Origin of the sequence: Corynebacterium stationis (genome assembly GCF_001941345.1) — a bacterium.
In the GTDB taxonomy this organism is placed as follows: Bacteria; Actinomycetota; Actinomycetes; order Mycobacteriales; family Mycobacteriaceae; genus Corynebacterium; species Corynebacterium stationis.
Genome location: NZ_CP009251.1, coordinates 1,454,897 through 1,473,293, shown reverse-complemented (window position 1 = coordinate 1,473,293; position 18,397 = coordinate 1,454,897). Strand labels below are relative to the sequence as shown.

Sequence of the window (18,397 nt, the reverse complement as noted above, 5' to 3'; positions counted from 1 at the left end):
GCTGGTAGTTTGATCTGCGTAGTGCGGTGACGTGCTAAAATAGACGTTCAAATCTGTTGCGTTATCTACCTTGATAACGTTGCGGTGCTAGGATTGCCTGAAGTCGGAGCACAACGAGAACCATAATCTAAGTTAAGCTTTCGAGTTCCGGTAATTTTTGTACTGGATTAAATTAATCAACCAATGAATCGGAGGAAACCCGTGGCCCTTCCAAAACTGACTGATGAGCAACGCAAGCAGGCTCTCGCCAAGGCCGCTGAGGCTCGCAAGGCTCGCGCAGAACTGAAGGCATCCCTCAAGCGTGGTGACACCACTTTGAAGGACGTCCTCGAGAAGGCAGAGACCGATGAGATCATCGGTAAGACCAAGGTTTCAGCACTGCTAGAAGCTCTTCCAAAGGTTGGCAAGGTTAAAGCACGCGAGATCATGGAAGACCTCGAGATTGCTCAGACCCGCCGTCTGCGTGGCTTGGGCGACCGTCAGCGTCGTGCCCTTCTGGAGCGTTTCGGCTTTTCCGAGTAATCGTCGATGAACAGCGCTAATCACCGCGGACGCCTTGTCGTGCTGGCAGGGCCTTCCGCTGTTGGTAAATCCACGGTGGTCTCGCGCTTGCGTCACGGTGTAGACAGGCTGTACTTCAGCGTGTCTATGACTACACGCGCCCCTCGTCCAGGTGAACAGGACGGGGTGGACTACTTCTTTGTTAGTCCGGAAGAATTCCAGCGCCGCATTGACGCCGGTGAAATGCTCGAGTGGGCAGATATTCACGGGGGTCTACAACGATCTGGAACACCCGCAGCACCCGTGAAGGAAGCCCTAGAGGACTCCCGGCCGGTGTTGATTGAGGTGGATTTGGAAGGCGCGCGCAACGTCAAGAAAGCGCTTCCTGAGGCAGAGTTGGTATTTTTAGCTCCGCCATCGTGGGAAGTGTTAGTTGACCGTCTCACTGGTCGTGGCACCGAACCTCAAGAGGTTATTGAGCGTCGACTTGATACGGCCCGTGAAGAGCTGGCGTGTCAGTCGGAGTTCGACCGCGTGATTGTCAATGACAACCTAGATGACGCAGTTGCGGCCATCACTGCTATCCTGCAAGGATAGAGATAATCAAACATTTATAGCCAACTTCTAGAAAAGGTGCATGTGACCAACGTGACCACCCCTGCTAACTCTGAGATCAAACCAGAACCGGTGTACGATACGCCGATCGGTATTACCTCTCCGCCAATTGATGAACTGCTGGAGAAGGTTTCCTCGAAGTACGCACTCGTGATCTTCGCAGCTAAGCGCGCGCGTCAGATCAACAGCTACTACCAAGAGCAGGACGAAGGCGTGTTCGAATTTGTCGGCCCACTGGTAACCCCAGAACAAGGCGAAAAGCCACTGTCTATCGCATTGCGCGAGATTGAGGCTGGCTTGCTCGAGCACGAAGAAGGACTCGACTCCTAATTCTTATCTTCTAAGAAGATAAGCCGTCTTTTAAACCCCTGACCCACTAACTTCAGGTGCATCACCGCATGCACTCTGGGGCTGCTAGTGGGGCAGGGGTTCGCTCATTGTCGGTACTATTGCTGATTATGAGTGAAACTGCGAACCCAACTGGACAAACCCCTTCCGTAGCCCCGAATCATCCGCGCAATATTGTCGTGGGTGTTTCTGGTGGCATTGCCGCTTATAAGGCAGCACATCTGGTGCGCAACCTGAAAGAACATGGCGATGATGTGCGGGTGGTGCCCACCGAGGCAGCATTGAACTTCGTGGGTGCGGCTACCTTTGAAGCGTTATCCGGGCACCCAGTATCCACCACGGTTTTTGACGCGGTGGATGAAGTACAGCACGTCAATATCGGCCAGCATGCTGATGCAGTGGTGGTTGCGCCTGCCACCGCCGATGTTATCGCACGCATTGCGGCAGGTCGGGCTGATGACCTGCTGACCGCCACCGTTTTAGTTGCCACCTGTCCTGTTATTGTCGTGCCAGCCATGCACACTGAGATGTGGTTTAACCCCGCAACCCGGGACAATGTTGCTACTTTGCGCCGGCGCGGGATCACGGTGATGGAACCAGCACATGGGCGCTTGACCGGAAAGGATACTGGCCCGGGGCGTCTTCCAGAGCCAGAGCAGATTGCGGAACTGGTGCGCACGCGATTAGCTGGAATTGATATCAACTACGACTGGCAAGGTCTGAAGGTTTTGATCTCCGCGGGTGGCACGCAGGAAGACTTGGACCCGGTGCGCTTTATTGGCAATCGCTCCTCAGGCAGGCAAGGATTCGCCCTGGCAGAAATTGCGGCACAGCGCGGCGCGGACGTCACCATTGTTGCCGGCAATACCGTAGATCTGCAGACTCCATCGGGCGCGGAAATCGTCAATATTGTCTCCACTTCGGAACTCAAAGCAGAAATGGACTCACGCGCCCGCGATGCGGATATTGTCATCATGTCGGCAGCCGTGTCGGATTATCGCCCAGCTTCCGTTGCGTCTTCCAAGATGAAAAAGGACACCAATGATGATGCCTTGTCCACGCTGCACATGACTGAAAACCCGGACATCTTGAAAGGCCTCGTAGCAGCACGCGAGCAGGGCGAGATTTCGCAGGAAACCACAATCGTGGGCTTTGCCGCAGAAACCGGGGATGAAAAATCCTCGCCATTGGAATTAGCGCAAGTGAAATTCCAGCGCAAGGGCTGCGATGTGCTCATGGCCAATGATGTCTCTGAAGGCAAAGTCTTTGGCAATGTCAACAATGAGGGCTGGATTTTAACCAAGGAGCTGGAGCCACGCACGGTTGCCCATGGCACTAAGCAAGTAGTGGCCGCGCAGATTCTGGACGTCGTGAATGAAATTCGCCATGAAGCAGGGGCGTAGCTTGCCGCTCTAGACCACTTAGTCTACGATTGGCAGACGCATAATAATTCTATTTCCGGTGCCGGTTTAACTGAAGTTAGACACCGAATATCCTAACGCAAGAAGGAACCAGTGACTGCAACTCCTGAGGCTTCAAAGCGCCTATTTACCAGTGAATCTGTAACCGAAGGTCACCCAGATAAGATCTGCGACGCGATCTCAGATACCGTTTTAGACGCACTTATCGCCAAAGACCCGAACGCACGCGTGGCCGTGGAAACTTTGGTGACCACAGGTCAGGTCCACGTGGTGGGTGAGGTCAGCACCACCGGCTACGTAGAAATCCCGACGCTGGTGCGAAACACCCTGCGTGAAATCGGCTTTACCTCTTCCGATGTGGGCTTTGATGGCAACACCTGTGGTGTGAGCATCTCTATCGGTGAGCAGTCGCAGGAAATCGGTGACGGCGTGACCACCTCTACCGAGGCACGCAATGGCGGCGAGTTTGATGAGCACGACATTGCCGGCGCTGGCGACCAGGGCCTGATGTTCGGCTACGCCACCAACGAGACCGAAGAGTACATGCCTTTGCCGATTGCAGTGGCACACCGTTTGTCCCGTCGCCTGACCCAGGTTCGCAAGAGTGAAATCGTCCCGCACCTGCGCCCTGACGGCAAGACGCAGGTCACCTTCGCCTACGACGGCGATACTCCAGTTGCATTAGACACCGTGGTGATTTCCACCCAGCACGATCCAGATATCACTCAGAACTGGTTGGCTGCGCAGCTGCGTGAGCACGTAGTGGAGTGGGTCATCAAGGACGCTGGATTAGAAGAATTTTATAACGAGGACACCACCTTGTTGGTCAACCCATCGGGATCGTTCATCCTGGGCGGTCCCATGGGGGATGCGGGTCTTACTGGCCGCAAGATTATTGTTGATACCTACGGCGGCATGGCTCGTCACGGCGGCGGAGCTTTCTCCGGCAAGGACCCTTCAAAGGTCGACCGCTCAGCAGCGTACGCAATGCGCTGGGTCGCAAAGACCATCGTTGCGGCAGGGCTTGCAGACCGCGCAGAAGTGCAGGTGGCTTACGCCATCGGTCGCGCCAAGCCAGTTGGTTTGTACGTTGAGACTTTCGGCACGGCTAAGCATGGCCTAGACGATGCAGCGATTCAAGCTGGCGTGGCTCAGGTCTTTGACCTGCGCCCAGCAGCAATTATCAAGGACTTGGACTTGCTGCGTCCGATTTATCGTCAAACGGCTGCTTATGGTCACTTTGGTCGCACCGACCTGGCTCTTCCGTGGGAGTCTTTGGAACGTGTCGACGCACTTCGTGAAGCAGTAGGTCTTTCAGTAGAATAAGCGCTTATGCCTAAGAAGATACCCGCCACCACTAAACCGGTTGTGCGGGTATTGCCATTATTAGGGGTCTCGCACCTGGATCGGCTGTTTGATTATCAGATTGCAGAAGAAGATTCCGAGGCAGCACAGCCAGGGGTGCGGTTACGCATTAGGTTCAATGGCAGGCTAGTCGATGCCCTCCTGATCCAACGCTTAAGCGAATCCGACTTTGAGGGCCGTTTAGCTTTCATTGACCGGGTGATTTCCCCGTTTCCTGTATATCCGCCACAATTGGCGAGCTTGGTGGATGCGCTTGCTAATCGTTATGGTGGCACCCGTTCAGATATCATCCGCTTTGCTATTCCACCACGGCATGCCAAGGCCGAAGAAGCGGACCTAGAGACGACGTTTGAGGAATTAGGGGAGATTGCAGAACCTGATTTGTCTTCTTGGTCGGCGTATCAATTTGGCGAGTCTTTTGTAGATTTTGTCTTAGAAGGCAACACTGCACGCGCCGCATGGCAGGTAGCGCCTGGTGATGATTGGGCAGCGGCCATTGCAGCACTTGGCACCAAAGTCGCCAAAAGCGGACGCGGGGTACTCGTGGTGGTACCTGATCAGAGCGATGTCGATGTGGTTGAATCCGCTTTTCGCAAATATGTCTCCGCAAAGCAAGCGACGGTCTTGAACGTCTCTCAAGGTCCGCAGGCACGCTACCGGCGCTACCTTTCGGTCCTAGTAGGCCAAGCACGCATTGTGATTGGCACGAAATCTGCAGCGTTTGCGCCGGTAAAAGACCTAGGTTTGGCCGTCATTTTTAATGACGGCGATGACAATCTCGTCGAACGCAGCGCTCCCTATGTCCACAGCCGCGAAGTGCTCACCACGCGCAGCGCGCAGGAAAATGCTTCCTTGTTGATCGTTGGCCATTCGCGCACTGCAGAAACTCAATTGCTGGTCAGCTCCGGTTGGGCACATGACCTTGTCGCTGCGGACTCCACCTTGCGCACACGCATGCCGTCGATGGTCGCTGTGGGCCCCTATGGACTGAACTTTTCACGCAACCTGGCCTCGGGCACCACCTCTTTTGATGGGCGCGCATACCAAGCGGTAAAAAGCGCGCTTGACCGTGGGGAACCGGTGCTGGTGCAGTCCCCACGCAAAGGCTATGTGCCCACCTTGGCGTGTGCTAAGTGCTTTACCCGCGCGCGTTGCCGGCACTGCAACGGCCCATTGTCGCTGCCACATTCGCATGAACAAGCAGCAACGCCATCATGTGCGTGGTGTGGAAAATTAGAAACCCGCTTCAAATGTAGCGAGTGCGGTTCAAATCGCCTGCGTGCGGTCGTCATGGGATCAGAGCGCACCGCGGAAGAACTGGGACGTATCTTTCCCAATACCCGCATCATCGTCTCAGGCGGTAATAAGGTAGTCGAGACAGTGCCCATGGCACCTGCCTTGATCGTAGCGACCCCGGGCGCGGAACCCCGCGTTGAGGTTGCTGGTGAGACCGAGTCCTACTATGGTGCTGCTTTATTGCTGGGGGCAGGTGCCTTGCTCAATCGCCAGGACTTGCGTGCTGGCGAAGACGCCCTGGCCAAGTGGCTAGCTGCGGCAACGATGGTGGCACCGTCGTCTAAAGGCGGGACTGTGGTGATCTCTGCGAATGCAGGGGTGCCGATCATCGACGCATTTCTAGGATGGGATGTCGTCGGTTTTGCGAAGACGGAACTTGCTGCGCGCCGTGAGGTTCGTTTCCCGCCGGCAGTACACATGGCCGCAATTGATGGCGCCGATGCGGCTCTAGGTGACTTCTTGGAAGCAGCGAAATTGCCCGAGCACGCCGAAATCTTAGGCCCGGTGCCTTTGCCGGAGAATCTGTCCTTGCCGGGAGAATACGACACCAAGCGCTTCGGTCCTGCCCAAAGACTTCTAATCCGAACACCTTTGGGGCCACGTTCGGAACTGGGGAAAGCGCTTCGTGCCGCTAATTCGAATCGGAGTGCGCGTAAAGATGATCTACCGCTGCGTATCCAAGTTGACCCGATCAATATTGGCTAGGCTGATGCGACTTGAGCTAAGCAGATTCACTATTGTGGGAGGCTAAGCGATACCGAGTGTGAGAAAGAGCGAAGAACCTTGACCATTAGAGAAATCCGGCTGTACGGCGACCCAGTATTGACCACCCGCGCTAGTGAAATCACCGAGTTTGATGAAGCTCTAGAAGATTTAGCTGAAGACATGCTGGAAACCATGGATGCGGCTGGGGGAGTAGGCCTTGCTGCCAACCAGATTGGCTTGTTAAAGCGCATCTTCGTCTACGACTGCTCCCATACTGAATCCGGCATGCGCGGGGCGATTATCAACCCGGTGTGGAAAGAACTCGGGGAGGAAACCCAAACAGGAATCGAAGGGTGTCTATCCATCCCAGAAATTTCCACTCCCACGACGCGTTTTGAAACCGTGTCCGTCAGCGGCCAAGATGTCCACGGTAATCCGATAAGCATGGTGGTCTCCGGATTGATGGCGCGTTGCGTGCAGCATGAAACTGACCATTTGGATGGCGTGCTATTTCTTTCCCGCTTAGAAGCCGATGAGCGTAAGCAAGCGATGTCGCAAATTCGCAATTCCGACTGGTTTAACAAGTAGAAAGCGACCCAGAGATAATGAAGCTAGTATTTGCTGGCACCCCGGAACCTGCTGTTCCTACTTTAAACGCACTAATTGCCTCGGGACATGAGGTGATAGCCGTCCTTACTCGCCCAGATGCGCGCAAGGGACGCGGGCGCAAAATGGTGCCCAGCCCGGTCAAAGAAGTAGCTCTTGAGCACGGAATTGAAGTCTTAACTCCGTCCACGCTTAAAGCCGGCACGGAAGATGGCGACGCCATCCGTGCGCGCCTGACAGAGCTTGCTCCCGATGCCATCCCTGTTGTGGCGTACGGCAACTTGGTGCCTAAGGACTTACTCGATGTAGCTCAACACGGCTGGGTTAATTTGCACTTTTCACTGCTGCCAGCATGGCGCGGTGCAGCCCCTGTGCAGGCAGCAATCAATGCTGGCGATGACATCACTGGCGCAACTACTTTTCAGATTGAAGAAGGCCTAGACACCGGTCCTGTCCTAGGTACGACGACTGAGACTATTCAAACCGTTGATACTGCCGGCGCACTTTTAGAGCGCCTCTCACATTCCGGTGCACAGCTGATGGTCGCGACGATGGATGGGCTGGAATCAGGCACGCTAGTAGCGCAGCCCCAGCAGGGCGAGCCCACGTATGCCCCTAAAATTTCGACTGAGGATGCACGTGTTTCGTGGACCCAGCCTGACTTTGCCGTTGGCCGCCACATCCGCGCGCACTCACCTTTCCCAGGGGCGTGGACAATGCACGGGGAAGACCGCATCAAAATTGGTAAAGTCAGCCCGCTGCATGCTGCTGCGCAAGAACTCGGCGAATTGCCGCATCTTGAACCCGGCCAGTTACACATCACGAAGAAGGCTGTCTACATTGGCACGGCTTCAACTCCAGTGCGTATCGATGAGCTGCAGCCAGTAGGTAAGAAGATGATGAACGCGGCTGACTGGGGACGCGGTCAGGGAGCTAAGAATAACTCCGAAGATAACGACATTGACGGCGAGGTATTTTTCGCATGAGTGGTGGATTTCGCTCCCGGTCCAAATCCGGCGATGACTCAGAAGCACGCACACCCCAAGGTGGCAAGAAACCCCAAAGTAAACCCTCCGGTGAACGGGTAAAGTACGACCGCCACGAACGCACAGGCGGTGGCCGTTCGAGCGGCGCCCCAGCAGGCGGTAGCCGCGCTGGCGGTAGCCGAACGGGTGGAAGCCGAGCGGGTCGAGCCGGTGGCACTAACCGTAATCGCGAGCGCCAGGTAGTAGATATTGTCCGCAACGCTGGCTCGGTTGGAGTCGACCTGCCACGCGCAGTGGTCTATGAAACGTTGCTGCGCGTGCACCGCGATGATGCCTTTGCCAACTTAACCCTGCCCAAGGCACTGCGCGTTAATAAACTCGATGGCAGGGATGCAGCCTTTGCTACGGAATTAACCTATGGCACCTTGCGTGCCGAAGGTGTGGTCGACGCGGTCATCGCCAAGCACTCCTCGCGCGGGCTAGACAGCCTTGCCCTGGAAGTGTTGGATGCACTGCGCTTGGGGACCTACCAACTGCTGTACACCCGTGTCGAACAGCACGCGGCAGTCGATACTACCGTGCGTCTTGTGCAAGCAGCAGGGCATGAAAAGGCCAAAGGCTTTGTCAACGGCATTATGCGTTCCATTACGCGCGCGAGCCCGCAGACCTTGCTGGAGCAACTAACTCCTGACGGCGAGATTGCCGCGATTGCTTTTCGCCATGCGCACCCCGAGTGGATTGCGCAGTCCTTCTCCCGCGTTGTGGGGCTAGGTGATTTGGAGGCGGCATTAGAAGGCGACTCGCAGCGTCCTATCGTGCACTTAGTTGCTCGCCCCGGCGAGATTACAGCCGAGGAACTTGCGCTGATGACGGGCTCTGAAGAAGGCAAGTATTCGCCTTATGCCGTCTACATGGAATCCGGGGATCCTGGAGAGCTGGAGCCTGTGCAGCAAGGCCTTGCGGCCGTGCAAGATGAGGGCTCGCAGCTTATCGCACGTGCCGTTGTCGAAGCACCGATTGATGGGGAGGATCAAGGTCGTTGGCTTGATTTATGTGCTGGTCCTGGTGGCAAAGCGGCCTTGATGGGCTCGCTCGCGCGGATGGATGGCGCCACCGTGGATGCGGTGGAAGTCTCTTCCCACCGTGCGCAGCTGGTGGAAAAGACCGTGGGTGATTTGCCGGTACGGGTACACGTTGCCGATGGGCGCAGGCCGGGACTTGAGCCAGGTTTTGATCGCATTTTAGTCGATGCCCCGTGTTCCGGCCTGGGCGCTTTGCGCCGTCGTCCGGAGGCGCGCTGGCGTAAATCCGAGTCCGATATTACTGAGCTCACGCAGCTGCAATTCGAATTGCTGGAATCGGCCGTAGGCCTGCTTCGGCCAGGAGGGGTAATTGTGTACTCCACCTGTTCGCCAGATTTACGCGAGACCCGCAGTATCGTCGACCGCGCGGTAGCGGAGCTAGACATCGTGGAAGACAACGCTCATGACTTGATTCCTGACATGGGAGATGTAGGCGAGCATAAGTCTGTGCAAATGTGGCCGCACCGCCATGGCACGGATGCAATGTTCTTCGCTGTGCTGCGCAAAAAGTCCTAAGATGGGCAGCATGACTTCTAGCTCTATTAGTGCTCCAATTATCGCGCCTTCGATCTTGGCTGCGGATTTCACACGCTTAGGCGAAGAGGTGAAGTCCGTGGCTAATGCCGAATGGATTCACGTCGACATTATGGACGGCCATTTCGTCCCGAACCTGTCCTTTGGTCCAGATATCACCAAGGCCGTCGATGGGATCACGGATCAAACCCTTGATGTGCATTTGATGATCCAGGAGCCAGCACAGTGGGTAGACACTTACGCTAAGGCGGGTGCAGATTGCATCATCTTCCACGTCGAGGCGGTTGAAGACGAGGCAGCAGCGCTTGCATTGGCAGCTAAGATCCGCGAGCTCGGCGTTCGCGCTGGATTTTCCATTAAGCCCAATACCCCAATTGAGCCGTGGCTAGATAAGCTGTCCCACTTCGACTTAGTTCTGGTGATGAGTGTTGAACCGGGCTTTGGCGGGCAGAAATTTATGCCGGAGATGCTCGATAAGGTGCGCAAGCTCCGCTCAGCTATCGATGACCAAGGCTTAGATACGCTCATCGAAATTGATGGCGGAATATCTGCTGACACCATCGCGCAAAGCGCGGAAGCTGGCTGCGATGCATTCGTGGCGGGTTCGGCAATCTTTAAGCAAGCTGACCGCGCAGCCGAGGTAGAGAACCTGCGCGCTTTGGCCACCGTCTAATTAAGGGATTACTGGATTATGGATAGCAACCCCGGTGCAGACCAAGCCGTGGCTCCGATTGTGGAGCAGGCGTTGCGCACCGCAATGTCTGCAGGGTGGGAAGTGCGCGGGACTACCAGCCCGAATCCACCGGTGGGTGCGGTAATTATTTCGACTTCGGGTGAGATTGTGGGCACCGGTGCGACTCAGCCGGTGGGCGGGGCGCACGCAGAAGTCCAAGCTCTAGCCGATGCCGCTGGCAAGACCGAAGGCGCTACCGCCGTGGTGACGCTGGAGCCGTGCCGGCATACCGGCCGCACGGGACCGTGCACGCAGGCTTTAATCGAAGCCGGCATCAAAGATGTCTTTTTCTTACACTCCGACCCGAATCCCAGCGCTGGCGGCGGGGCACAAGTGCTTGTCGATGCCGGCATCAATGTCGTGCAGCTGCCAAGCCCGGAGGGAGTACCGGATGCGCTCATTCCGTGGTTGAAGTCCGTGCAGTTGCGACGTCCCCACGTTACGTTGAAATTTGCGCAAACTATCGATGGCTTTACTGCAGCTGCCGATGGCACCAGCCAGTGGATCACTGGGGAAATGGCGCGTGACTATGTCCACGTTGACCGTGAACACCGCGATGCCATTATCATCGGCACTGGCACGGCCTTGATTGATAATCCATCGCTTACTGCCCGCTATCCAGACGGCACCCAACGAGAACACCAACCCCGGCGAGTTGTCATTGGCCGTCGCAATATTGCCGATGCCGGTGATGCCGCGTCTAATCTCAACCGGCTTGGATTTGAGCAATATGCCACCATCGGTGAAGCTCTGGCCGAGCTTTATGCCACCGGCGCCCGTGATGTGCTGGTCGAAGGCGGAGCAGGTTTGGCCTCAGGCTTTGCCAACCAAGGACTGGTGGATTGGTTGCAGGTCTACCAGGCGCCGCTCCTACTCGGTGAGGGAATTTCGGTCTTGGCACATCCGTTGACCAATACGTTGAAAGGCGCAGCGCGCTTTGCCCGCGGGCAGGTTCTGGCGCTGGGCGATGATTTATTAATCAACTACGTGCGTACTGCACTCACTAAATAATTTCACTAAAGGAGAATTGGTTGTTTACTGGGCTGGTTGAAGAAAAAGGCAAGGTTATCGCGCTGGAGGAGCTTGGGGATTCTATCCGCATGCAAATTGGGGCACCGGTGGTAACCGCTGATGCTCAACTAGGAGACTCCATTTCTGTCAACGGCGTGTGCTTGACCGTCGCGGAGTTGGGAGACGCGACGTTTATCGCCGACATTATGCAGGAATCTCTAAACCGCTCAGCTTTGGGTGAACTTGCGCCACAGAGCACGGTAAACCTCGAACGCGCATTGCTACCTACCACCCGATTGGGCGGGCATATCGTGCAAGGCCATGTCGATGGCACCGCCAAACTTATCTCCCGCACTCCGTCGGAGCACTGGGATATTTTGCGTTTCGAATTGCCTGCGGATCTAGCACGTTATGTTGTTGAAAAGGGCTCGATTGCGATTAGCGGCACGTCTTTGACGGTATCTGCAATTGGGGAAACCTGGTTTGAGGTCTCTTTGATTCCAGTTACTTTGCGCGACACCATCTTGGGTGATTTAGCCGAAGGTGATCTGGTTAATCTCGAGGTTGACGTGTTAGCGAAGTATGTCGAGAAGATGGTTCGCCCCCAAGGCGAGGTTTAACAAGGGTAGAGACTAAGCTAGATAGCTATGAACGCACCTTTAAATAGCGCAGTTCGTCTGGACTCCATCGAGGAGGCGATTGCGGATATCGCTGCCGGCAAGGCAGTAGTTGTAGTTGACAACGAGGACCGCGAGAATGAGGGTGACCTGATTTTCGCCGCGGAGCTTGCAACACCTGAGCTCGTAGCTTTTATGGTGCGCTATTCCTCGGGTTATATTTGCGTGCCTTTGCTGCCTGAAGACTGCAAGCGTTTGAACTTGCCACCGATGATGGGCAGGAATGAAGACGTGCGCGGTACTGCGTATACCGTCACAGTTGATGCAAATACAGGCACCACCGGAATCTCCGCCACTAGCCGCGCAGAAACTATGCTCCGTCTCGCAGACCCTATGAGCGTGGTGGATGACTTTACCCGCCCAGGGCATGTGGTTCCGCTGGCTGCGCGTCCTAATGGTGTGCTTGAGCGTGATGGGCACACGGAAGCCGCCATCGACTTGGCTCGCTTGGCGGGCCTGCGTCCAGCGGGTGTTTTGTGTGAAATCGTCTCTGAAGAAGACCCGACCACGATGGCTCGTTCCGAAGAGCTGCGTCGTTTTTCTGATGAGCATGACTTGAAGATGATATCCATCGAGCAGCTCATCCAATGGCGCCGTCACAATGAGACTCAGGTACGTCGCACGGTCGAAACCCAGTTGCCGACGGACTTCGGCTCTTTTACCGCACTGGGCTACAAGCACGAGATCGACGGCCAAGAGCACGTGGCACTGATTGCAGGTGGCGTGGAAGAACTCAACGGTGCCGAAGATGTTTTTGTCCGCGTGCACTCAGAGTGCCTCACCGGCGATGTCTTCCATTCCCGTCGTTGCGACTGTGGCCAGCAGCTGCACCAGTCTATGGAGATTATCCAAGAGGCTGGCCAGGGAATCATCATTTACTTGCGCGGTCACGAAGGCCGCGGCATTGGACTTTTGGCAAAGCTTAAAGCTTACAGCCTGCAAGATTCAGGCCTCGATACTGTCGATGCCAACCTGGAGCAAGGCTTGCCGGAAGATGCCCGTGAATACTCAGTCGCCGGGCAAATCCTGCGCGATCTGGGCATCAAGTCAGCAAACCTGTTGACCAATAACCCACACAAAGGCGAAGGCCTGCGTGGCTTCGGGGTAGAAGCGTCCGCGCATACTCCGGTAGAAGTAGAGCCAAACGCAGACAATATTGATTACCTGCGCACCAAGCGTGACCGCATGAACCACGATTTGCCGCAGGTTGCGCGGTGGGACGCGGCGCACGCGCTGAAGTAAGAACCCTGAAAACGTCGAAGAAAGCAAGAACATGAGCAAAGAAGGACTACCAGAAGTCGCCACGATTGATGCCACCGGCATCTCCGTCGCGGTTATCAGCGCAACCTGGAACGCAGATATTTGTGACCGCCTCCATGAGCGAGCGCTTGCTCATGCACAGCAACTTGGCGCCGAAGCAGATGGTTTCCGCGTCGTCGGCGCACTGGAGATTCCCGTCGCGGTACAAGAAGCAGCACGCCACTACGACGCAGTTGTAGCACTGGGTTGTGTCATCCGTGGTGGCACTCCGCACTTTGATTATGTCTGTGACTCCGTCACTCAGGGCCTAACCCGAATTGCGCTGGATACTTCCAAGCCGATTGCTAATGGCGTCTTGACAGTCAACACCCACGACCAAGCGGTGGATCGTTCAGGTGCACCAGGTGCTGCCGAAGACAAGGGCGTAGAAGCCATGCAAGCGGCTTTAGATACTGTGCTGCAATTGCGTAATATCAAAGAACGCGCATCAAAGCGCGGACTGTAGGAGATGACTAATTCCATGACTGACTCAACGGCTGGTGCCCCCGGCGACTACCAACCGAAGAAGAAGCTAACTGATGAAGAGATCTTGGCGTATACCACCGCCGATCCCTTCGCTATGACCTCCACGAAGCCGTGGGAGTTGACTATTTCCTCGCCATTTCTGCGCAAAGTGGCGTGGGTGTGCATCGCGATTGTGATTCCCGTGCACCTTTTTATGGGCATCATGCTGGATGTCGAATTTACCGGTGCGTATATCACTTTCATCGATAAGCTAGCTTTCCCTGGCATCGGTATCGTCATTTCGATAATCGCGTGGCTGGCGTTCAACCGTCCACGTCTGCGCGCTAATTCTGATGGGGTAGAAATCCGCAACATCATCGGCACGCGCTTTTACCCGTGGGAAGTCATCTACGGCATGTCTTTCCCCGAAGGCTCACGCATGGCGCGCATCGAATTGCCGAATTTCGAATACGTGCCAGTCTGGGCAATCCAATCCGGCGATAAAGAAGCAGCGATTGCTGCTACCCGGAACTTCCGCGAACTTGAAGCGAAGTACATGCCGCTGGATTAACCAGCACAAAAGAAGGGAAGTTGGCCACCGTGGCAGATCCAAGCACTTACCGGCCTGCTCCTGGAACCATCCCGACAGATCCAGGCGTATATAAATTCCGCGATGAAAATAAACGCGTTGTATATGTCGGGAAGGCGAAAAACCTTCGCTCGCGGCTCTCGAACTATTTCCAAGACATCACGCAGCTGCATCCTCGCACTCGCCAAATGGTGCAAACCGCGGCGAGCGTCGAGTGGACGGTTGTTGCCAGCGAAGTAGAAGCTCTTGCGCTGGAATATACGTGGATTAAGAAATTCGATCCGCGCTTCAACGTCAAATACCGTGACGATAAAACTTATCCGATGCTGGCGGTATCCGTTGGCGAGCGCATTCCGCGAGCATTTTTCTACCGTGGTCCGCGCCGTAAAGGTGTGCGCTACTTCGGGCCTTATTCCCACGCGTGGGCTGTGCGTGAAGCCCTGGATCTACTCACGCGCGTCTTTCCCATGCGCACGTGCTCCAAGGGCGTATACAACCGGCACGAAAGCCTTGGCCGACCGTGTCTTTTGGGCTATATTGGCAAGTGCAATGCACCGTGTATTGGGCGAGTGAGCGAGGACGAGCACCGCGATACTGTTAATCAGCTGGTCTCGTTTATGAACGGTAACACCGGCCCGGTGGTACGCCAGCTTACGGCACAGATGCAGGAAGCATCGGAAGCACTAGAGTTTGAACGCGCGGCACGCCTGCGCGATGACCTTGAGGCCATTAATAAAATCATGGAGCAACAAGCTGTTGTCTTCACTGATTCGACGGATGCGGACCTCATCGCTTTTCACACTGATGAGCTGGAAGCCGCAGTGCAGATTTTCCACGTGCGCGATGGACGTATCCGCGGCCAACGCGGCTGGGTTGTAGAGCGCATGGGCGACCAAGCCCCATTGGAGAAAGTCGACGAGGGCGAAGACGACCCCGCACTTGCTTTGCTGATGCAAAACTTTCTCATTCAGTTCTACGGTGATGCCGTCGAACGCGAAAAGATTGAAGCCGAAGAAGATGCTGCATTACAGCGCAGGGGAGTAGACCAAGAATCCCGCGCTATGCCCCGTCAGGGCAAAGTTATTCCGCGTGAGATTCTCGTGCACACCATGCCTCAAGAGTCTGATGAGGTAGTTAAGCTTTTGGAAGACCTGCGTGGTGCGCAAGTGGATCTGCGTGTCCCGCAGCGCGGCGATAAGCGTGCGCTGATGGAAACGGTGGAAAAGAATGCCAAGGATGCGCTGCGCCAGCACAAGCTCAAGCGCGTCGGCGATCTGACCGCGCGTTCGGCGGCGCTGCAAGATATCCAAGATGCGCTGGGCATGGAAACCGCGCCGCTGCGTATTGAATGTACGGATATCTCCCATATCCAGGGCACCGATGTTGTGGCATCGCTAGTTGTTTTTGAAGACGGCGTGCCGCGCAAGTCTGACTACCGGCGCTACCGAATCAAAGAGGCCGCGGGCGATGGTCGCTCGGACGACGTCGGTTCTATCGCTGAAGTCACCCGTCGCCGCTTTAAGCGTCACCACGAAGATAAATTGGCTCTTCCCGATGAAGAAGCCGAGGCATCGAACTTTGCTGATGAAAATGTCATCGAGGAAACCACGGATGTGGCGCGGAAGTTTGCCTACCCACCTCAACTCTTTATCGTTGACGGTGGTGCCCCGCAGGTAGCTGCTGCTCAAAAGGTTTTTGATGAACTAGGCATCGTCGACGTGACCTTGGTGGGATTAGCCAAGCGCTTGGAAGAAATTTGGGTCCCGGGTGACGATGAGCCAGTCATCTTGCCGCGTAATTCTCAGGCTTTGTATTTGCTGCAGCAGATCCGTGATGAGGCGCACCGCTTTGCCATTAGCTATCACCGCCAGCAACGCTCCAAGCGCATGCGTTCTTCGGTGCTGGACTCCATCCCCGGGCTGGGACCAACCAGGCGCACTGACTTGGTCAAGCACTTTGGCTCTGTCAAGAAGCTCAAAGAAGCTAGTCAAGAAGAGATTGCCGAAGTCAAGGGCATCGGCCCAAAGATGGCGGAAACCATTTTTGAGCATCTGCACGCTTAAAACCGGTAGCGGTGTTGCACTGGAAGATAAATTGAGATCACAATCCCAACAATGCTTAATTATTCTCCCGAGATAACTATTTCACGTTAGACTGGCGGGCATGACAACCAATGAGATGCCACCGATTTTGCTGACTGGAATGTCAGGTGCCGGTCTGAGCTCGGCATCTAAGGTTCTAGAAGACAAAGGCTACTATGTCTCGCACAATTTGCCGCCGCATCTAATCCCAGAGGTATTCAAAGCAGGGCGGGATAATGACCCACCCGTCAAGCCCTTGGCCGTGGTCACTGATACGCGTTCGCGGGTGTTTCCGGGTTCTTTCGGAGAAATACTTGCGGACCTAGAAGACATTGAGGTCAAGCCGACCATCTTGTTTTTAGATGCACGCGATGATGTTCTAATTCGCCGCTTTGATTCAGTGCGCCGCACCCACCCTTTGCAAAATGGGGACACCCTAAAGATGGGTATCAGCAGGGAACGCGAGGCAATGGAAGACGTGCGCGATGCCGCAGATGTCATCATCGACACGACTTCTTTATCTGTCCATGATCTGCGCCGCGCGATTGAAGCTTCCTTTGGCTCCATGAGCGGCAACCAACAACATGTGACCGTGCAATCATTTGGGTTCAAGAATGGTTCACCGCGCGATGCCGACCTCATAGTAGATGTGCGCTTTTTGCCGAATCCCTACTGGATTCCAGAACTGCGCGGCTTTCGTGGAACCGATGAACCGGTTTCTGACTACGTGTTAAGCCAAGATGCCGCGGAGCCTTTCATTGAGAACTTCCTCGTGATGTTGGAATCCATGCTGGATGGTTATCGCCATGAGGGCAAGAATTTTATTACCGTCGGTGTGGGATGTACCGGTGGGCACCATCGCTCAGTCGCGGTATCTGAAGAGATCGTGCGTCGTTTGCGTCAGCGCACCGACTTAGATGTCAACGTTTTGCACCGGGACATCAATACTGGTTAACGTGCACTAAGCTCTTTTACATCTTTCTTTTGGCCTGCTTGTCCTGAAGGTTTCAGGCAAGCAGAGCTCTTTAATCCCCTAAGGAGTGTGTTGAGTACTTCTTCCGTTAATATCGCGTGTCTCGGCGGCGGGCATGGTCTGTTCCAGACCTTACTTGCCGCTCGGCAATGTGATCCCACCAATATTTCTGCCATCGTCACCGTCGCAGACGATGGGGGTTCCTCGGGACGCTTGCGCCGCGAGCTCGATATCATTCCGCCGGGCGATCTTCGCATGGCGCTGTCAGCTCTTAGCCCCGAAGATGACAATGGCCAACTGTGGGCAACGACATTGCAGCATCGCTTTGGTGGTACCGGTGCGCTTGCCGGCCACGCAGTAGGAAACTTGCTGATTGCGGGTTTGGCTGAAGTCTTAGGTGATATGCAGGCAGCGCTGGACCAGGTCACGACCTTGACGGGCTCCCGTGGTCGCGTGCTACCGATGGTTAATCAGCCGCTCAATATTGAAGCCGAAGTCGCAGGGCTTGACGATGACCCCCGTGTCATGCGCCCAGTACGCGGACAGGTTGCAGTCGCAACAACTCCTGGACAAGTACGCCGCGTGCATCTTTTGCCGGATGCCCCGCAAGCTAACCCTCGGGCGCTGCAAGCTCTTAACGAGGCGGACATCATCACCTTAGGGCCAGGATCCTGGTTTTCTTCGGTGTTGCCACACGTGTTGGTTCCACAGATTGTTGATGCCATTTCGCGTTCTGATGCTCTGCGCGTGCTGGTTCTTAACCTGTCTGCGGAGCCCGGGGAGACCAGTGGCTTTTCTGTAGAGCGCCACCTTCATGTGCTCGCTCAGCATGCTCCGAAGCTGCGCGTTGACCGTGTCGTGGTTAATGCTCACATGCAGCTAAGCGGTAGCGAGCGTAACCATATCCAGCGTGCGGCTGCGCAGTTGGGTGCGGAAGTCGTTTTTGATGATGTCTGTATGGTTGCTAGTGATGGATTAGAGCTCAACCGCCACGATCCCGCTAAACTAGCGCGCGTCATTCGATCTCTGCACGATGAGTGGGTCACACCACGCTAACTGCGGTTAGCTGCCTGAGCAAAGGCTCGGGCAGGTGCGCTATCGTTAATAATC

General features: G+C 55.5%; 18 protein-coding genes. All 18 read left to right on the top strand.

What is annotated here, in order from left to right; all coding sequences use genetic code 11:
* Nucleotides 1-201 precede the first annotated feature (201 nt).
* Nucleotides 202-522, top strand: a complete 321-nt coding sequence (gene mihF / locus CSTAT_RS06855) for an integration host factor, actinobacterial type (RefSeq protein ID WP_025387580.1) — start codon at nucleotides 202-204, stop codon at nucleotides 520-522.
* Nucleotides 523-528: 6 nt separating this feature from the next.
* Entirely contained in the window at nucleotides 529-1,098 is a 570-nt protein-coding gene (gmk, locus tag CSTAT_RS06850; protein ID WP_066794159.1) for a guanylate kinase, read from the top strand.
* 42 nt (nucleotides 1,099-1,140) lie between these two features.
* Nucleotides 1,141-1,446, top strand: a complete 306-nt coding sequence (rpoZ, locus tag CSTAT_RS06845) for a DNA-directed RNA polymerase subunit omega (protein WP_066794155.1) — start codon at nucleotides 1,141-1,143, stop codon at nucleotides 1,444-1,446.
* 128 nt (nucleotides 1,447-1,574) lie between these two features.
* Nucleotides 1,575-2,867 carry a bifunctional phosphopantothenoylcysteine decarboxylase/phosphopantothenate--cysteine ligase CoaBC gene (gene coaBC / locus CSTAT_RS06840; RefSeq protein ID WP_075722905.1) on the top strand — a complete coding sequence of 431 codons (1,293 nt, stop codon included), beginning with the start codon at nucleotides 1,575-1,577 and terminating at the stop codon, nucleotides 2,865-2,867.
* A gap of 111 nt (nucleotides 2,868-2,978) precedes the next feature.
* A complete protein-coding gene (metK, locus tag CSTAT_RS06835; RefSeq protein WP_066794149.1) occupies nucleotides 2,979-4,211 on the top strand; it encodes a methionine adenosyltransferase in 1,233 nt (410 codons plus the stop codon).
* A 6-nt stretch (nucleotides 4,212-4,217) separates the two neighbouring features.
* Nucleotides 4,218-6,251, top strand: coding sequence for a primosomal protein N' (locus CSTAT_RS06830; RefSeq protein ID WP_075722904.1), 2,034 nt, complete (start codon nucleotides 4,218-4,220; stop codon nucleotides 6,249-6,251).
* A 78-nt stretch (nucleotides 6,252-6,329) separates the two neighbouring features.
* Nucleotides 6,330-6,839, top strand: a complete 510-nt coding sequence (gene def / locus CSTAT_RS06825) for a peptide deformylase (RefSeq protein WP_075722903.1) — start codon at nucleotides 6,330-6,332, stop codon at nucleotides 6,837-6,839.
* 17 nt (nucleotides 6,840-6,856) lie between these two features.
* Nucleotides 6,857-7,843: a methionyl-tRNA formyltransferase gene (gene fmt / locus CSTAT_RS06820; RefSeq protein WP_075722902.1), complete on the top strand. Its 987-nt coding sequence runs from the start codon at nucleotides 6,857-6,859 to the stop codon at nucleotides 7,841-7,843.
* A complete protein-coding gene (locus CSTAT_RS06815) occupies nucleotides 7,840-9,441 on the top strand; it encodes an RsmB/NOP family class I SAM-dependent RNA methyltransferase (RefSeq protein WP_075722901.1) in 1,602 nt (533 codons plus the stop codon). Before fmt ends, CSTAT_RS06815 begins: the two co-directional genes overlap by 4 nt.
* A gap of 10 nt (nucleotides 9,442-9,451) precedes the next feature.
* Nucleotides 9,452-10,132 carry a ribulose-phosphate 3-epimerase gene (gene rpe / locus CSTAT_RS06810; protein ID WP_083640897.1) on the top strand — a complete coding sequence of 227 codons (681 nt, stop codon included), beginning with the start codon at nucleotides 9,452-9,454 and terminating at the stop codon, nucleotides 10,130-10,132.
* A gap of 18 nt (nucleotides 10,133-10,150) precedes the next feature.
* Nucleotides 10,151-11,203 carry a bifunctional diaminohydroxyphosphoribosylaminopyrimidine deaminase/5-amino-6-(5-phosphoribosylamino)uracil reductase RibD gene (gene ribD / locus CSTAT_RS06805; protein WP_075722900.1) on the top strand — a complete coding sequence of 351 codons (1,053 nt, stop codon included), beginning with the start codon at nucleotides 10,151-10,153 and terminating at the stop codon, nucleotides 11,201-11,203.
* 20 nt (nucleotides 11,204-11,223) lie between these two features.
* Entirely contained in the window at nucleotides 11,224-11,823 is a 600-nt protein-coding gene (locus CSTAT_RS06800; RefSeq protein ID WP_075722899.1) for a riboflavin synthase, read from the top strand.
* 27 nt (nucleotides 11,824-11,850) lie between these two features.
* Nucleotides 11,851-13,122 carry a bifunctional 3,4-dihydroxy-2-butanone-4-phosphate synthase/GTP cyclohydrolase II gene (locus tag CSTAT_RS06795; RefSeq protein ID WP_075722898.1) on the top strand — a complete coding sequence of 424 codons (1,272 nt, stop codon included), beginning with the start codon at nucleotides 11,851-11,853 and terminating at the stop codon, nucleotides 13,120-13,122.
* A 31-nt stretch (nucleotides 13,123-13,153) separates the two neighbouring features.
* Nucleotides 13,154-13,645, top strand: a complete 492-nt coding sequence (ribH, locus tag CSTAT_RS06790) for a 6,7-dimethyl-8-ribityllumazine synthase (RefSeq protein WP_066797626.1) — start codon at nucleotides 13,154-13,156, stop codon at nucleotides 13,643-13,645.
* Between the two features lie 15 nt (nucleotides 13,646-13,660).
* Nucleotides 13,661-14,215, top strand: a complete 555-nt coding sequence (locus CSTAT_RS06785) for a PH domain-containing protein (protein ID WP_066794125.1) — start codon at nucleotides 13,661-13,663, stop codon at nucleotides 14,213-14,215.
* 29 nt (nucleotides 14,216-14,244) lie between these two features.
* Nucleotides 14,245-16,296: an excinuclease ABC subunit UvrC gene (gene uvrC, locus CSTAT_RS06780; RefSeq protein WP_075723836.1), complete on the top strand. Its 2,052-nt coding sequence runs from the start codon at nucleotides 14,245-14,247 to the stop codon at nucleotides 16,294-16,296.
* A gap of 91 nt (nucleotides 16,297-16,387) precedes the next feature.
* Entirely contained in the window at nucleotides 16,388-17,269 is an 882-nt protein-coding gene (gene rapZ / locus CSTAT_RS06775) for an RNase adapter RapZ (protein ID WP_191373055.1), read from the top strand.
* A gap of 111 nt (nucleotides 17,270-17,380) precedes the next feature.
* The gene (locus tag CSTAT_RS06770) at nucleotides 17,381-18,343 is read left to right on the top strand and encodes a gluconeogenesis factor YvcK family protein (RefSeq protein ID WP_079005677.1); all 963 of its coding nucleotides are present in this window, start codon (nucleotides 17,381-17,383) and stop codon (nucleotides 18,341-18,343) included.
* Nucleotides 18,344-18,397 lie beyond the last annotated feature (54 nt).

What these genes read in the sequence shown, in the direction of transcription:
- gmk (WP_066794159.1), top strand. Translation starts at nt 529, where the DNA reads ATGAACAGCGCTAATCACCGCGGACGCCTTGTCGTGCTGGCAGGGCCT.
- coaBC (WP_075722905.1), top strand. Translation starts at nt 1,575, where the DNA reads ATGAGTGAAACTGCGAACCCAACTGGACAAACCCCTTCCGTAGCCCCG.
- CSTAT_RS06830 (WP_075722904.1), top strand. Translation starts at nt 4,218, where the DNA reads ATGCCTAAGAAGATACCCGCCACCACTAAACCGGTTGTGCGGGTATTG.
- fmt (WP_075722902.1), top strand. Translation starts at nt 6,857, where the DNA reads ATGAAGCTAGTATTTGCTGGCACCCCGGAACCTGCTGTTCCTACTTTA.
- CSTAT_RS06815 (WP_075722901.1), top strand. Translation starts at nt 7,840, where the DNA reads ATGAGTGGTGGATTTCGCTCCCGGTCCAAATCCGGCGATGACTCAGAA.
- rpe (WP_083640897.1), top strand. Translation starts at nt 9,452, where the DNA reads ATGACTTCTAGCTCTATTAGTGCTCCAATTATCGCGCCTTCGATCTTG.
- ribD (WP_075722900.1), top strand. Translation starts at nt 10,151, where the DNA reads ATGGATAGCAACCCCGGTGCAGACCAAGCCGTGGCTCCGATTGTGGAG.
- CSTAT_RS06795 (WP_075722898.1), top strand. Translation starts at nt 11,851, where the DNA reads ATGAACGCACCTTTAAATAGCGCAGTTCGTCTGGACTCCATCGAGGAG.
- ribH (WP_066797626.1), top strand. Translation starts at nt 13,154, where the DNA reads ATGAGCAAAGAAGGACTACCAGAAGTCGCCACGATTGATGCCACCGGC.
- CSTAT_RS06785 (WP_066794125.1), top strand. Translation starts at nt 13,661, where the DNA reads ATGACTGACTCAACGGCTGGTGCCCCCGGCGACTACCAACCGAAGAAG.